Origin of the sequence: Collinsella aerofaciens, assembly GCF_040915425.1 — a bacterium.
Classification (GTDB): Bacteria; Actinomycetota; Coriobacteriia; order Coriobacteriales; family Coriobacteriaceae; genus Collinsella; species Collinsella aerofaciens_BW.
The window spans coordinates 19,462-34,799 of the sequence record NZ_JBCPDN010000004.1 but is presented as its reverse complement, the minus strand read 5'-3'; the positions used below and the strand labels follow the sequence as shown (position 1 = coordinate 34,799).

Here is a 15,338-nt window from a genome sequence, read left to right as displayed (position 1 = left end):
AGACACAATGGCAGTAAAGGTTGCTATTAACGGCTTCGGTCGCATCGGTCGTCTGGCTTTCCGTCAGATGTTCGGTCATGAGGGCTCCGAGATCGTCGCTATCAACGACCTCACCTCTCCCGATATGCTCGCTTACCTGCTGAAGTACGACTCCACGCAGGGCAACTATGCTCGCGATCACGAGGTCGTTGCTGGCGAGGATTCCATCACCGTTGACGGCAAGGAGATCAAGATCTACAAGGAGGCCGACGCCAACAACCTGCCTTGGGGCGACCTCGACGTCGACGTCGTTCTCGAGTGCACCGGCTTCTACACCAGCAAGGCTAAGGCTCAGGCTCACATCAACGCTGGCGCCAAGAAGGTCGTCATCTCCGCTCCGGCTGGCAGCGATCTGCCCACCATCGTGTACAACGTCAACCATGAGACGCTGACCGCTGAGGACAACATCATCTCCGCTGCTTCCTGCACCACCAACTGCCTCGCCCCGATGGCCAAGGGTCTGAACGACTTCGCTCCCATCGTGTCCGGCATCATGACCACCATCCACGCCTTCACCGGCGACCAGATGCCGCTCGACGGCCCGCAGCGCAAGGGCAACTTCCGTCGCTCCCGCGCCTGCTCCGAGAACATCGTCCCGAACACCACGGGCGCTGCCAAGGCCATCGGCCTGGTTCTCCCCGAGCTCAACGGCAAGCTCATCGGTGCCGCCCAGCGCGTCCCGACGCCGACCGGCTCGCTGACCAACCTCTACGCCGTCGTTGACAAGAAGGTCACCGTCGACGAGGTCAACGCTGCCATGAAGGCCTACGCCGAGACCATCCCCGAGACCTTCGCCTACAACGAGGACCAGATCGTCTCCCGCGACATCGTCGGCGAGACCCACGGCTCCATCTTCGACGCCACTCAGACCATGTGCTCTGACCTCGGCAACGGCCAGACCCTCGTTCAGGTCACCTCTTGGTACGACAACGAGAACTCCTACACCTCTCAGATGGTCCGCACCATCAAGTACTTCGAGAAGTTCGTTGCTTAATTTAGCTTTTAGCGAATAGCTCGTTGAGCGTCTAAAGAAGGGCGCGGCCTTATAGGGCTTACACCCTAGGGTCGCGCCCTTTTTATAAGAAATCGTCTGCCGTAATGGGAGGCAGACACGTACGAAAGGTAGAAGCAAACATGGCCTTTACCAAAAAGACCGTCCGCGACATCGATGTCGACGGAAAGCGCGTTCTCGTCCGCGTTGACTTTAACGTGCCTATCAAGGATGGCGTCGTTGGCGACACCACCCGTATCAAGGCTGCCCTGCCCACCATCAACTACCTCGTTGAGCACAACGCTCGCGTCATCCTCATGAGCCACCTCGGCCGTCCCGAGGGCACCGGCTTCCAGCCCGAGCTGTCCCTCAAGCCCGTCGCCAAGAAGCTCGCTGAGCTCTCTGGTCTCGACGTTGCCTTTGTCGCCGATACCTACGGCGAGAAGGCTGCCGAGGCTGTCGCCGCCGTCGAGCCGGGTAAGGTCCTCGTTCTCGAGAACGTCCGTTTCGACAAGCGTGAGAAGAAGAACGACCCCGAGATCGCCAAGAAGCTCGCTTCCTATGGTGACGTCTTCGTTCTCGATGCCTTCGGCACCGCTCACCGTGCCCAGGGTTCCGTCGTGGGCCCCGCCGCTTACCTGCCTGCCGTCGCCGGCTTCCTGCTCGAGAAGGAGGTCGACACGCTGACCGGTATCTTCGCCGAGCCCGAGCGTCCCTTCGTCGCTATCGTCGGCGGTTCCAAGGTTTCCTCCAAGATCGGCGTTCTCGATCACCTCATCGACTCCGCTGACACCCTGATCATCGGTGGCGGTATGGCCTACACCTTTTTCCTGGCTCAGGGCCTGTCCGTCGGTCAGTCCCTCAAGGAAGAGGACTGGGTCGAGCGCGCCGGCGAGATGCTCAAGAAGGCCGAGGAGAAGGGCGTCAAGATCCTGCTCCCCATCGACAACCGCGTTGCCGATCACTTTGGCGAGGACGCTGTCCCCGAGGTTGTCGCTTCCGACGCTATCCCCGACGACCGTGAGGGCATGGACATCGGCCCCAAGACCGAGGAGCTCTACGCCGAGGCCGTCAAGGGCGCTAAGACCGTGTTCTGGAACGGCCCCATGGGTGTCTTCGAGTTTGACAACTTCGCTCACGGTACCCAGGCTATCGCCGAGGCTGTCGCCGAGGCCGACTGCACCTCGATCATCGGCGGTGGCGACTCCGTCGCAGCTGTCAACAAGTTTAACCTAGCCGACAAGATGAGCTGGATCTCCACCGGTGGTGGCGCTTCCATGGAGCTCGTCGAGGGTAAGGCCCTGCCCGGAGTGGAGGCGCTTCTCGATGCCTAATCGCACCCTTCTTATCGCTGGTAACTGGAAGATGAACAACGACGTCGCCGAGGCCGCCAAGCTCGCCGACGAGCTGGCTCAGGCTCTGCCCGAGGTTCCGGCTGGCGTCGAGGTGCTCGTCTGCCCTCCGACCATCGACATCACCACGGTTCATGACCGCATTCAGGCTGCCCCCATCGCCCTCGGTGCACAGAACGTGTACTGGGAGGCCAAGGGTGCCTTCACCGGTGAGTCCTCTTGCGACATGCTCAAGTCCGCTGGCTGCACCTACTGCATCATCGGCCACTCCGAGCGTCGTGACTACTTCCACGAGACCGACGAGGACCAGAACAAGAAGGCCAAGGCTCTCGTTGCCGCCCGTCTTGTTCCCGTCTTCTGCTGCGGCGAGTCCCTCGAGGTCCGCGAGGCTGGCACCTATGTCGAGCACGTTGTGAACCAGGTCAAGGCTGGCCTTGCTGGTCTTGAGATCACCTGCCCCAAGCAGGTCGTCGTCGCCTACGAGCCCATCTGGGCCATTGGCACCGGCAAGACCGCTACCGCCGAGGACGCCCAGGAGGTCTGCGGCGCTATCCGTGAGACCCTCAAGGAGATGTTTGGCGAGGAGCTCGCCAACGGCATCCGCGTTCTCTATGGTGGCTCTGCCAAGCCCGGCAACATCGCCGAGCTCGTCGCCAAGCCCGACGTTGACGGCGCCCTCGTGGGCGGCGCTTCGCTCAAGGCTGCCGACTTCGCCTCTATGGTCGTCAAGGCAGGCGAGTAGGACATATGGCACAGCGTCATCTTCCCGCACTCCTGATCATCATGGATGGTTGCGGCCTTGCTCCGGCCGATGGCGAGAACGCCGTCGCCGCTGCCAAGACGCCCTTCCTTGATAGCCTGTACGAGAAGTACCCCCACACCACGCTCGGCGCTTCGGGCGAGGACGTGGGTCTTCCCGATGGCCAGATGGGTAACTCCGAGGTGGGTCACCTCAACATCGGTGCCGGACGCATCGTGTTTCAGGAGCTTTCGCGCATCAACAACGCCATCAAGGACGGCTCCATCGCCAAGAACGAGGTTTTTGTCAAGGCTATGGACGACGTCAAGGCTGACGGCAAGACCCTCCACCTCATGGGCCTTATGAGCCCTGGCGGTGTTCATTCTCATATGAACCACGTTGAGGCTCTGGTCAAGATGGCTGCCCAGCATGGCGTCAAGACCGTTCGTGTACACGCCTTTATGGACGGCCGCGACGTCGACCCGCAGTCCGGTGCCGGTTACATGAGTGAGTTCTGCGCCTTCCTGGCTAAGATCTCCGAGGAGACCGGTTGCGACGCTCGCGTTGCCACCGTCTCGGGTCGTTATTGGGCGATGGACCGCGACAACCGTTGGGAGCGCATCCAGCGCGCCTACGACGTCATGGTCAACGCGTCCGATGCTGATACCGACCCCGTTGCCGGTATCAAGGCCTACTACGAGAAGGACCCGCGCGGCGACGAGTTCGTCGAGCCCTTCGCTGCCCACAACGAGGGCATTCACGAGGGCGACGCGGCCATCTTCTTCAACTTCCGTCCCGACCGCGCTCGTCAGATGACCCGCGTGTTCACGGACAAGGAGTTCGACGGCTTTGAGCGCGAGCAGATCAAGCTTTCGCACTTTGTGACGATGACCGAGTACGATCCGACGTTTGACGTCGAGGTCGCCTTCCCCAAGACGTTCCCCGAGAACGTCCTGGCCGACGTTATCGCCGCCAATGGCCTGAAGCAGCTGCACACTGCCGAGACCGAGAAGTACGCCCACGTGACGTTCTTCCTCAACGGTGGCATCGAGGAGCCCAAGGAGGGCGAGGAGCGCGTGCTCGTCGCTTCCCCCAAGGTCGCTACCTACGATCTGCAGCCTGAGATGAGCGCTCCCGAGGTTACCGAGAAGCTCGTCGCCGCTATTAACGAGGATCGCGCTGATTTCTACATCGTGAACTTCGCGAACTGCGACATGGTTGGTCACACCGGTGTTTTCGACGCCGCCGTTAAGGCCGTCGAGGCTGTTGACGATGCCCTGTCCAAGGTTGTCCCGGCGATTCTCGCTAAGGGCGGCTTTGCGCTGATTACCGCCGATCACGGCAACGCCGATCACATGTTTGACGTTGCTTCCGACGGTTCCAAGCATCCGTTCACGGCTCACACCACCAACCGCGTGCCGTTCATCATCGTTGATGAGAAGGCACAGCTCACCGGTATCGAGGACGGCCGTCTTTCCGATATCGCTCCGACCATGCTCACCATGGCTGGTATTGAGCCTTCCGCCGAGATGACGGGTCGCGTGCTCGCCACCGAGGCCTAAGAGAAAACTCCAAGCGTTTTCTTGCAGGGGGTTGCCCATATTTGGGCAACCCCCTTTTTGGTATTTCTGCCATTTCCGCACCGTCCCCGAGTGGCAGGTAGGGGAGAGCGGGGGATTGTGGTACAGTACTGGAGTTTGAATTGTTCTATTAAGGAGCTTATCTATGGGTCCGTTCCAGATTCTTCTGTTTGTCGTTTGGGCTGTTTCTGCCGTGGCGCTGACGATTCTCGTCCTGATGCATTCCGGTAAGGGTACCGGCGTTTCGGATATGATCGCTAGCTCGCTGTATAACTCCAGCTCTGCCACGGGCGTCATGGAGCAGAACCTCGACCGCCTGACCGTCATCATGGCTGTCGTGTTTGCCGTGTGCGTCGTGCTGTGCATGTTCTTCTTCCCGCAGGGCATCGTGGGCTACTAATCACGAGCCGCATAAGTACTTGTAAAGGGTTCCGCAAGTGCGGGACCCTTTTTGTTTACAAATTTGTAACAGAGTCAAAATATCCCCACATACTTCGCCCAACTAAAGAAATTCTTGACCGTTGACCGGAATTAGCCCCAAATCGTGCATAAAATGCGCTACTGTATTGCGAAACGTTGGTCCGTTGTGCATAACCAGCCATAGCGACGGGCGACGTTTTTATGGTTCGGATCGGATTGTCTCGACATGTGTCCGACTGAACATTTCTTTGTCCTATCTCATAAGGAGGATGGCATGGCTGATTCTATGTTCCACCAGCCCGTTATGGGTCGTCGCGCCTTCGTTGGCGGTACCCTTGCTGCGAGCTCCATGGCTTTTCTTGCCGCATGCGGCAAGAAGGGTGGCGACGCTTCCGGTTCTGAGTCCGGTTCGACGCTGAACTTCTACATCAACAACCCGGTCTGCATCGACCCCTACAACGTCCAGGAGGACCAGGGCACTCAGGTCGAGTACCAGCTCTTTGACGCTCTGACCTCTTACGACGCCGAGAAGGGCGAGATCGTTCCGCTGGCTTGCGAGTCCTTTGAGTCCAATGACGACGCCACCGAGTTTACCTTCAAGATCAAGAAGGCCAAGTTCCACAACGGTGACGACGTTACCTCCAAGTCCTTCAAGCTCGGTTGGGAGCGTCTGGTCAACACCAAGTCGGCCATCGCTACCGAGTACGGCCCTTCCGAGGTCTCCTATCACCTTTCCATGGTCGAGGGTTATGACGACCTGCTTGCCGGTAACGCTACCGAGCTCAGCGGTGTTACGTGCCCCGACGATGAGACCCTCGTCGTCAAGCTGTCTTCCGCTTACGCTGACTTCCCCTTCGTCGCCTCTCATCCGGCTCTGGCCCCGGTTCCCGAGTGCGCCGAGTCCGATGTCAAGAGCTTCTATCTTGCCCCGGTCGGTAACGGCCCGTTCATGATGGACGGCAAGTGGGAGGATGGCCAGGAGATCAACGTCAAGAAGTTCGACGATTACTATGGCGACAAGGCCAAGATCGATGGCATCCACTTCCAGGTCATCAAGGACATGGAGACCGCTTACAAGGAGTTCCAGGCCGGTAACCTCGATGTCTGCGACGTTCCCGTCGCTCAGATCGATGCCGCCAAGAAGGATCGCGGCGTGTCCAAGGACGGCTACACCATGGGTGACGGCGAGCGCATGCTGCTCGGCGCCGAGCCTTCCACGTACTATCTGACCTGCAACACCACGGCTGAGCCGTTCAACAACGCCGACCTGCGTAGGGGCATCTCCCTGGCCATTAACCGTGAGGCCATCTGCAAGACCATCTTCAAGGGTACCCGTACCCCTGCCGACGGCATTGTTCCTCCGGGCATCGATGGCTACAAGGAGGGCGCATGGGAGTTCTGCGCCTACGATGTCGACAAGGCTAACGAGTACCTCGACAAGGTTGCTCCCGCTGGCGCTAACGGCGATCGTGGCATTAGCGTGACCCTGTCCTACAACCAGGACGGCGGTCACAAGGAGATCATGGAGTCCATCATCGGTGACCTCGCCAAGGTTGGCGTTACCGCTGTCTCCGATACCCCTGAGTGGTCTGCCCTGCTCGAGCAGTATCAGAACTTTAACTATCAGTTCGGTCGTCTGGGTTGGATTGCCGACTACCCGATCATGGACAACTTCCTGTATCCGCTGTTCCACTCCGACTCCCTCGGTGGCGACAACCGCTCCGGTTACAACAACCCCGAGTTCGACGCCAAGGTCGACGAGGCTCGTACTATTGTTGACGACGAGGAGCGCGTCGCTAAGATGCAGGAGGCCGACGCAATGGTCGCTGCCGACTGCCCGGTCATCCCGATTATGTTCTACACGCACACCATCGCCGGCTCCGATCGCATTAAGCACCTCTATGTCGATCCGCAGAAGCACGCCGATCTGGGTACCGCTGAGCTCGCCTAAGAGTTTGCAGCTTCCGTGAGGGTCAAGTATTTACGTAGACCTCATGGGAAACATACAGTTCTCCCTAACCTGGGGTAAACTGGCTGATGGTAATTTTGGGATGCCGGTCTGGCGATCGGCATCCCATTTAGGTTAATCCCTAGATAGGGGAGTGGTATGGGTAAGTACATCGTTAAACGTGTGCTTCAGTTCATCCCGGTGTTTTTGGGCGTTACGCTGATTCTGTTCGCCCTCCAGAATATCGTGCCGGGAGATCCGATCAAGCTGATCGGTGGAGACAAGGCTCTGTCCCCCGAGGTGGAGCTTCAGCTTCGCGTCCGCTATCACCTGGTCCAGACGGACGAGGACGGCAACGCGATCCTTGACGAGAACGGCGACCCCGTTCAAACGTCGCTTGTGGACCGTTACTTGTATTACATGAACGGCCTGCTTCATGGCGATCTGGGCAATTCGTATCAGCGCAAGCTGCCGGTTACGGAAATCTTTGCCCAGAAGTATCCGTATACGGTCAAACTTGCCGCGTGCGCCATCGTGCTCGAGGCAATTATGGGTATCGGTGCGGGTATCATTTCGGCGGTAAAGCGTTATTCCTTCTGGGATATTTTGGTAACGCTCACCACGTCGATCCTCGTTGCGGTCCCGGCCTTCTGGCTCGGTATGTTGCTGCAGCTGTTCTTTGGCGTCATCCTCAAGGACGCCACGGGCGGTGCAATCTCCATGCCGATCTCGGGTGCCGGCGGTTCCAGCTCTCAGTATCAGGATTGGATGCACTATGTGCTTCCGACCATTACGCTGGCTTCGGTTTCGACCGCTTATGCTGCGCGCATTATGCGCTCGCAGCTGCTTGATGTCATGAACCAGGATTACATCCGTACGGCAAAGGCCAAGGGTCTCTCCAATCGTGCGATCATCGTCAAGCATGCGCTTAAGAATGCACTCATCCCCGTCGTTACCTATATTGGTGTCGACTTTGGCGGCATGCTTTCGGGCGCCATCCTGACCGAGACGGTCTTTAACTGGCCCGGTATCGGCTATGAGGTCTATCGCGCCATTAGCATGCGTGACTGGCCCATCGTTATGGGCGGCGTTACGCTCATCGTTGTCGTCGTCATGGTGATCAACCTGCTCGTCGACATTAGCTATGCATTCCTCGACCCGCGCATCCGCCTTGGCGGTCCGTCGGATAAGGCCTAAGGGAGGTACGTCTCATGCAGGAAACTGATTCTCAGTCTCAGGAGCAGGCTACCGCCACCAAGGCCGCATCTGCTCCCGCCAAGTCCCGCACGCTGTGGGGCGACGCTTTTAAGCGTCTTCGTAAGAACAAGCTCGCCGTTATCGGTGTCTGCTGGATCATCATCGTCGTTGTGGTTGCCCTGACTGCAGATCTGTGGGCTAAGCCCTGGCTCGGTTCCCCGACGGCTTCCGACTCGACCACTATGGCCGAGACGTCGCTGTTGGCTCCGTGTGCAGAGCACCCGTTTGGCACCGACGCCCTTGGTCGCGACATTCTCGTCCGCGTTATCTACGGTGCGCGCGTTTCGCTGTCCGTCGGAATTATGGCCACCGCGATCTCCACGCTAATTGGTCTGGTCATGGGTGCTCTGGCCGGTTTCTACGGCGGCATCTGGGATACGATCATCATGCGCTGTGCGGACATCTTCCTGGCGTTCCCGTACGTGCTGTTCGTTGTCGCCATGATCGCCGTTATCGGCCGTGGCCTTCAGAACGTCTTTATCGCCATCGGTATTCTCGGCTGGCCTTCGATTGCGCGCGTCTTCCGATCCGCGATCCTGACGGTCAAGGAAAATGACTATGTTGATGCTGCGCGCGCGATGGGTGCATCCGATGCTCGTATCGTCGTACGTCACATCTTCCCGAACTCCGTCGCCTCCATCGTGGTCTACGCGACCATGAACATTGGTGGCGCCATTCTGACCGAGTCCGCTCTGTCCTTCCTCGGCATGGGCGTTATTCCGCCTACGCCTTCGTGGGGCTCCATGATTCAGGACGGTCAGCAGTATCTTCTGACCGCTCCCTGGATGATGATCATGCCCGGTCTGGCAATTCTCTCGACGGTGCTCGCCTTCACCCTGCTGGGTGACGGTCTGCGCGACGCCCTCGACGTCAAGATGAAGGACGCATAAGGATGAAGAAGAACAAGAACTATGTGGACCTGAAGGACCAGCCTGTTCCCGAGGGCCAGCATCTGCTCGAGGTCGATGACCTTAAGATGTATTTCCACACCGAGGACGGCGTTGTTCGCGCTGTCGACGGTGTCTCCTACACGCTCGATCGCGGCGAGACCCTGGGCGTCGTCGGTGAGTCCGGCTCCGGTAAGTCCGTGACCGCCATGACCATCATGGGTCTTATCTCGATGCCTCCGGGAAAGATCGAGGGCGGCGACGTTCGCTATCGCGGTCGTTCTATCCTCGAGATGACCGAGGAGGAGATGCAGCACATTCGCGGCAACGACATCGCGATGATCTTCCAGGATCCTATGACCTCCTTGAACCCGGTCTATAAGATCGGCAAGCAGGTGGGCGAGGGCCTTCGTCTGCACCGTGGCTACTCCAAGCAGGAGGCGCTCAAGCGCGCTACCGAGCTTTTGGACCTCGTGGGTATCCCCGAGCCCGAGAAGCGCGTCAATGAGTATCCGCACCAGTTCTCCGGCGGTATGCGTCAGCGTGTCATGATCGCTATGGCTCTTGCCTGCGATCCCGATATCCTGATTGCCGACGAGCCCACGACGGCTCTGGACGTTACCATTCAGGCTCAGATTATCGAGCTCATGCAGGAAATGCAGGAGAAGAACGGCAACGCCATCATCATGATTACCCATGACCTGGGCGTCGTTGCCGATATGGCCGATAAGATCATGGTTATGTACGCCGGCCGTCCCGTCGAGTTCGGTACTGCTGAGGAAATCTTCTACGAGAGTCGCCACCCCTACACCTGGGGCCTTATCCGCTCCATCCCGGAGCAGGCCATCGAAGAGAAGAAGCCGCTTACGCCGATTCACGGCAACCCGCCTTCGCTCATGAACCTGCCTGAGGGCTGCGTCTTCTCTCCTCGTTGCCCCTATGCGACGGACAAGTGCCGCAAGCAGCGCCCCGAGCGCGTTGTCACCGAGTCTGGTCATTACTCTGCGTGCCACTACTCCGGTGACCCCGAGTTCCTCAAGAACGCTCCTGAGACGTCCCGTACGCGCAAGGATTCCAAGAAGGGAGGCGAGGCGTAATGGCAGATACCAACGAGCGTACTCCGCTGCTGAAGGTCGAGCACCTCTCTAAGGAGTTCCCCGCTGAGTCCGGCATGTTCGCCAAGCGCTTCTCCAAGCGTGTCGTCTCTGCAGTGAATGACATTTCGTTCGAGATTTATCCGGGCGAGACCTTTGGTCTGGTCGGTGAGTCTGGTTGCGGTAAGTCCACGACGGGTCGCACCATCATGCGCCTGACCAAGCCGACGGCAGGCAAAGTGTTCTTCCAGGGCAAAGACGTTGCCGAGATGAGCAAGCATGAGATCAAGGACATGCGTCGCGAGATGCAGTTTATCTTCCAGGATCCTTATGCTTCGCTGAATCCCCGTATGACCATCGGCGAGATCGTCTCCGAGCCCATGACCATTCACGGCGTGGGCACCAAGGAAGAGCGCATTGAGCGTGTCCGCGAGCTTCTCGACGTTGTCGGACTGAACCCCGAGCACATCAACCGTTATCCTCATGAGTTCTCCGGCGGTCAGCGTCAGCGTGTCGGCATTGCCCGCGCATTTGCGCTGAAGCCAAAGCTGATTATCTGCGACGAGCCGGTTTCCGCTCTGGATGTGTCCATTCAGGCTCAGGTTTTGAACCTGCTTAAGGAACTGCAGGACAAGTTCGGTACCGCGTATCTGTTTATCGCTCACGACCTGTCTGTCGTGCAGCACATCTCCGATCGCGTTGCCGTTATGTATCTGGGTAAGATGGTCGAGGTTTCGGACTGGAAGACACTCTACAGTGAGCCGCACCACCCGTACACGCAGTCGCTGCTGTCTGCCGTGCCGGTGCCCGATCCGGATATCCAGAAGACCCGCAAGCGCATCATCCTCGCCGGCGATCCGCCGTCGCCGCTGGATCCGCCGACCGGCTGCCGTTTCCACACGCGCTGCCCGATCGCGCAGGGCATCTGCTCCGAGAAGCTTCCCGAGTTTAAGGAAGTTGCCCCGGGTCACTGCTGCGCCTGCCACTTCGCCGAGCCGTTCCCGATCAAGGAATCGCACATCGACCTGTAGTCGGTTGTTCTTGTCCGGGCCCGCCCTGGTGTTACTTTTCAGAACGTCCTCGGACATGCAAGAAACCCCCGCTGCGCACTTCGTGCGGCGGGGGTTTCTTGCGTCCTGCGGAGTGTTCTGAAAAGTAACACCAGGGCGGGCCCTACGTTAACTCGGCAGGGGGAGTGCGATTCCTTGATCGCTCACTTTGTCTAATAAGAAATTTAGTGAGGCCGGAGCTTTGGCTCCGGCCTCCCCATATAAGGGCTCGGCAAAGCCGAGCCACCAAATTTGCATCAGCCCCCAGAACATGTTTGAGAACTGTGCCTGAAGTACGTATTTGCAGGCCCCGAATCGGTGTTGCCTCCCGGCGCATTCCGCAGGGGGAGCGATATTTTGCAGCACGAAGTGCGTAGCAAAATATCGCTCATGCCCGAGGACGCGCTGGGAGGCAACACCGATACGGGGCCGGACATATCGATTTACCAGCGCATTTACAAATTCGTAAACTTTTTTCAAAAAAGTGCTTGCACAGTTCTCGAATCATAGGTTATTATCTTCCTCGTTGAACGCGCGGGTCCAACAAAACGAACTGCGAATCAACAACATAGCATGTCGGAGTGGCGGAATTGGCAGACGCGCTAGCTTGAGGTGCTAGTGACCGCTTTTTGGTCATGCGGGTTCAAGTCCCGCCTCCGACACCATCGCATTTGAGAAGCCTCTTCGGAGGCTTTTTTGTTACCGATAGACGGTGAGGTCCACGATGGAAACGCTTGAGCGCAACGAGTGGGCAGACGTTGCCCAACTGGTCGAGATCACGAGCGATGCTGTCATCATCTGTGAGCTCGACGGAACCATTCTGCATGTGAATAATCGTTTGCTCGACCTGATGTGCGAGGAACGCGCTGACGTCATCAGCGGTGATGTCAAAGACGTTCTGTACTCGTCTGCCTTTGAGCGCGCGACCGAACATCGCCTGCCGTTTGAGACCGATGGCTCCGAGAGCGAGCTGATGCTCAAGCTGAGCGACGGGTCTTTTATTCCCGTCTTGGTTCGCGCGGGTTCCGTTACGCCTCCGTGTATCTTTGGACGTCGTGCACCGCGTGTCCTGGTGGCGCTTCACAGCATCGAAGAGCAGTATTCCCACGATCGTCAGCTCAAACGCGCGCTATCGGAGCTTAGGGTGGCGAATAAACGCCTTTCGGGCACCCTTTCGGTCATTATGAGTACTGTGGGCTCCGATGAGCTCCCCAGCTTGCTCGATACCGTTTTGAATCAGCTCGTTGGAACGCTCGATGCTTCGGGTGCCGCTATCTATTTTTCTGAGAGCGGCGGTTTTAAACTTCGCGGTGTTTCCAAGGAGCTGTACGACAGCTACCTGCCTGAGTTTTTGCCGTATGGCGCTGGCATTCCGACGTATGTTCTTCGTGAGTCGCGTGCCTGTCGCTTGTCGATTCAACAGGACCTTAAGGGTGATAAGGCCGCCTCCGGTATGTTTATGGACTTGGACAATCGTTCTAAGCACCTATTGCGCATGCAGGATATGCCTCCGTACCGCAGCGAGATCTGTCTTCCCGTTTTTTACGGTACGCAGATTCTTGGCGTGCTGGAAGTTGGTTGGAAACGCCCTCAGGCACCGCTCGCCTATGACGTTAATGTACTCGAGGTCATTTGCGATTACCTGTCTATCCAGCTGGTCGGCATGGCATCGAGCCTTCGCTCCCGTCGCACGGCCGAGCTTGGCCGCTCGCTCAATGTCTTGCGTGATGAGTTGTTTACCTTTCTAGACGATTCCGCCGCGGCTACCCAGGCGGTATCGTCCGAGATCTGCAATATGCTTAACTGCCATTTTTGCCCTGTTGAGTATGACGCCAGCCTGGATTCCTACGTCATAGATTTTGAAGGCGGCAGTCGCGTTGCTTTGCCGGACGATCCCGAGAAGCTTTTCTTTTCCACGACGGCGCCAGCGGCACGTCTGGGGGCTGGACCTGATGGCTTTGAGGCATCTGTTTTGGGAGGTACGAGTGCCGAGGACCTTAAACACGTCCGTATAACTCGCGTTGACGAATCGATGCCTATGGGAGGCTGGCTTAGGGCGCATGGTCTGCCTTGTCAAGGTCTCTACGTCGACTCCGGCATCGAGGCGGGGTGCCCGCGCTCTGAGGGTGATGGCAAGCACAGTAACGACGCGATTGTTCCTGCTTCTGTTGCGAAGAGCCCGACGACGCGCGCGCTGCTGCTTCGTGATGGTAGCCAAGAGCCGATTGATGATCTTGAATATGACTACTTGGTGCACTTGGCGCATGACTTTGAACTGATCTACGAAGGCGAATCTCAAAAGCGCGAGGAGCGCCATATCGCTCAGACCCTTCAGATCGGCATGAGAAATTCCCTGGGGGATGTTCCGGGTATCGCAACCGATTCGGTGTACCTGTCGGCCACGAACTCGGCGTTGGTCGGCGGCGATTTCTATACGCTCATCCGTCTTCCCGACGACTGCGCCGTCATGATTTTGGGCGATGTGTCTGGCAAAGGCATTGAGGCTGCATCGATGTCCGCGCTCGTCAAGACGGCCCTGACGGCATATGCCTGGGAGGGCGCTGGACCGGCCCGCATGGCACGCTCCCTTAACAGCATGCTCATGGGCTTCTCGAGGGTCGAGACGTTCGTGACGGCCTTTATCGCCAAGATTGACCTTAAAGCCGGACGCGCAACGTATTGTTCGGCGGGCCATCCTCCGACCATGGTCATCAGGCCAGAGTCGATGCCGCTGGGTGGCGGCGAGGCCCGTGGGGGAGAGGTCGAGCTGCTTGGATGCCAATCGGGCGTAATCGGTGCTTTTGAGAGCATGGTGTACGAGACAGGCGTGTTTACGTTCGCTCCTGGTGACATGCTCTTCATGTATACGGATGGAACGATTGAGGCCCGCGATCGCACCGGAGCGTTCTTTGGCGAGCAGCGCCTTCGTGACCTTCTGCTCTCTGTCTCGGGTGAGGGCGTATCGGGAATCTGCGGCAAGGTCTTGGGCGAGCTTGACCGATTTACCGAATCGGCGCTGGACGATGACATTGCATTGGTGTCCCTTGAGTTTTTACGGGGTCGTTCATAGACGACGCTGGGCGGGCTGAATCCGCACGGTTGGGGAAACGAATGCATCGAGTGGGCTTTTTTGGGGAACCATGGTCGTATGAATGAGTGGAATGACATAGCGGTTTTGACGCCACCAGGCGATATCGACATCGCCACGGTGCCTGCGCTGCGTCGGCGGTTGGATGCTTTGATTGGCCGCGGCGTGCGCCGTGTTGTCATCAACTGTCAGGCTGTTAGCTTTATCGATTCGACGGGCTTGGCATTCCTGCTTACGCGCGCTCGTGAGCTCATGAGGCGAGAAGGCCTGCTTTCGCTCGTCAATGCATCAGGTGAAGTTGTTCGCTTTTTGGAGATTGCTCGTCTTGTCGATATCCTTCATGTCGCGGGGCCGGCACGGGAGTCTATTCCCGCCATCCCGGTGGGGGAGCTGCCTCGCTGGAGTAAGAGCGTCGAGGTCCGTCAGGGTATCGAGAATCTTCCATACTACCGACATCGCATCGCTGAACTCCTTGAATCGCTTCCGTTGCGCCGTGACGAGCGCTACGATGTCGCATTGGCGTCGGGGGAGGCGCTGGGTAATGCCTATGACCATGCGGGCGGTATCGGGTGCGTCCTGACGGTTCAGGCCTATGGCGATCGCGTTGTGGTTGAGGTGCTTGATCGAGGTGCCGGCTATTCTATCGATGAAACGAGCGAACCGGTCGCATCTGAGGAGCGCGGTCGTGGCATCAAGCTTATGCGTATGCTCGTCGATAACGTGGAGGTTGCTCGTCGTACGGACGGCGCCGGCACGCGCGTACAGATGGTGAAGCTGTTTAGCGGAGCGCTGGAATCGTGTGCCTAGCCAATCGCTTTAGCGCGTTTAGCTACTAAGAACATGCGGCAGACAAGTTTTTTGAAAAAAGTACTTGCGTCTTTTGGACAACTCGCG

Annotated in this window: 12 protein-coding genes and 1 tRNA gene; all 13 read left to right on the top strand. The window is 58.2% G+C overall.

The genetic code is table 11. The features are described 5' to 3' along the window. Nucleotides 1-7: 7 nt before the first annotated feature. On the top strand, nt 8-1,033 hold the full coding sequence (gene gap, locus AB5164_RS01195) for a type I glyceraldehyde-3-phosphate dehydrogenase (protein ID WP_055286941.1): 1,026 nt from the start codon (nt 8-10) through the stop codon (nt 1,031-1,033). 140 nt (nt 1,034-1,173) lie between these two features. Continuing rightward, nucleotides 1,174-2,364: a phosphoglycerate kinase gene (locus tag AB5164_RS01190; RefSeq protein ID WP_368142249.1), complete on the top strand. Its 1,191-nt coding sequence runs from the start codon at nt 1,174-1,176 to the stop codon at nt 2,362-2,364. Then, entirely contained in the window at nt 2,357-3,124 is a 768-nt protein-coding gene (gene tpiA / locus AB5164_RS01185; protein WP_368142248.1) for a triose-phosphate isomerase, read from the top strand. Before AB5164_RS01190 ends, tpiA begins: the two co-directional genes overlap by 8 nt. Before the next feature lie 5 nt (nt 3,125-3,129). Then, nucleotides 3,130-4,683: a 2,3-bisphosphoglycerate-independent phosphoglycerate mutase gene (gene gpmI, locus AB5164_RS01180; RefSeq protein ID WP_117635933.1), complete on the top strand. Its 1,554-nt coding sequence runs from the start codon at nt 3,130-3,132 to the stop codon at nt 4,681-4,683. 163 nt (nt 4,684-4,846) lie between these two features. Beyond that, complete coding sequence (gene secG / locus AB5164_RS01175; protein ID WP_006236144.1) at nt 4,847-5,101, top strand: preprotein translocase subunit SecG; 255 nt, start codon at nt 4,847-4,849, stop codon at nt 5,099-5,101. A 294-nt stretch (nt 5,102-5,395) separates the two neighbouring features. Continuing rightward, entirely contained in the window at nt 5,396-7,072 is a 1,677-nt protein-coding gene (locus AB5164_RS01170) for a peptide ABC transporter substrate-binding protein (RefSeq protein ID WP_225093366.1), read from the top strand. Nucleotides 7,073-7,228: 156 nt separating this feature from the next. Then, nucleotides 7,229-8,266: an ABC transporter permease gene (locus AB5164_RS01165; protein WP_117746680.1), complete on the top strand. Its 1,038-nt coding sequence runs from the start codon at nt 7,229-7,231 to the stop codon at nt 8,264-8,266. A 14-nt stretch (nt 8,267-8,280) separates the two neighbouring features. Beyond that, nucleotides 8,281-9,216, top strand: coding sequence for an ABC transporter permease (locus tag AB5164_RS01160; protein WP_035138881.1), 936 nt, complete (start codon nt 8,281-8,283; stop codon nt 9,214-9,216). A gap of 2 nt (nt 9,217-9,218) precedes the next feature. After that, on the top strand, nt 9,219-10,310 hold the full coding sequence (locus AB5164_RS01155) for an ABC transporter ATP-binding protein (protein ID WP_022094887.1): 1,092 nt from the start codon (nt 9,219-9,221) through the stop codon (nt 10,308-10,310). Next, the gene (locus tag AB5164_RS01150; protein ID WP_022094888.1) at nt 10,310-11,338 is read left to right on the top strand and encodes an ABC transporter ATP-binding protein; all 1,029 of its coding nucleotides are present in this window, start codon (nt 10,310-10,312) and stop codon (nt 11,336-11,338) included. The genes AB5164_RS01155 and AB5164_RS01150 overlap by 1 nt, the downstream gene beginning before the upstream one ends. 593 nt (nt 11,339-11,931) lie before the next feature. Continuing rightward, nucleotides 11,932-12,021: transfer RNA gene (locus AB5164_RS01145), tRNA-Leu, on the top strand. Between the two features lie 59 nt (nt 12,022-12,080). Further along, entirely contained in the window at nt 12,081-14,426 is a 2,346-nt protein-coding gene (locus AB5164_RS01140) for a GAF domain-containing SpoIIE family protein phosphatase (protein ID WP_368142247.1), read from the top strand. A 78-nt stretch (nt 14,427-14,504) separates the two neighbouring features. Then, nucleotides 14,505-15,251 (top strand): anti-sigma factor antagonist, encoded by a 747-nt coding sequence (locus AB5164_RS01135; RefSeq protein WP_055286928.1) that lies wholly within the window; start codon nt 14,505-14,507, stop codon nt 15,249-15,251. Nucleotides 15,252-15,338: the final 87 nt, after the last annotated feature.

Coding starts and splice junctions, on each gene's coding strand:
- AB5164_RS01140 (WP_368142247.1), top strand. CDS start 12,081: ATGGAAACGCTTGAGCGCAACGAGTGGGCAGACGTTGCCCAACTGGTC.
- AB5164_RS01160 (WP_035138881.1), top strand. CDS start 8,281: ATGCAGGAAACTGATTCTCAGTCTCAGGAGCAGGCTACCGCCACCAAG.
- AB5164_RS01190 (WP_368142249.1), top strand. CDS start 1,174: ATGGCCTTTACCAAAAAGACCGTCCGCGACATCGATGTCGACGGAAAG.
- gpmI (WP_117635933.1), top strand. CDS start 3,130: ATGGCACAGCGTCATCTTCCCGCACTCCTGATCATCATGGATGGTTGC.
- tpiA (WP_368142248.1), top strand. CDS start 2,357: ATGCCTAATCGCACCCTTCTTATCGCTGGTAACTGGAAGATGAACAAC.
- gap (WP_055286941.1), top strand. CDS start 8: ATGGCAGTAAAGGTTGCTATTAACGGCTTCGGTCGCATCGGTCGTCTG.
- AB5164_RS01155 (WP_022094887.1), top strand. CDS start 9,219: ATGAAGAAGAACAAGAACTATGTGGACCTGAAGGACCAGCCTGTTCCC.
- AB5164_RS01165 (WP_117746680.1), top strand. CDS start 7,229: ATGGGTAAGTACATCGTTAAACGTGTGCTTCAGTTCATCCCGGTGTTT.
- secG (WP_006236144.1), top strand. CDS start 4,847: ATGGGTCCGTTCCAGATTCTTCTGTTTGTCGTTTGGGCTGTTTCTGCC.
- AB5164_RS01150 (WP_022094888.1), top strand. CDS start 10,310: ATGGCAGATACCAACGAGCGTACTCCGCTGCTGAAGGTCGAGCACCTC.
- AB5164_RS01135 (WP_055286928.1), top strand. CDS start 14,505: ATGAATGAGTGGAATGACATAGCGGTTTTGACGCCACCAGGCGATATC.
- AB5164_RS01170 (WP_225093366.1), top strand. CDS start 5,396: ATGGCTGATTCTATGTTCCACCAGCCCGTTATGGGTCGTCGCGCCTTC.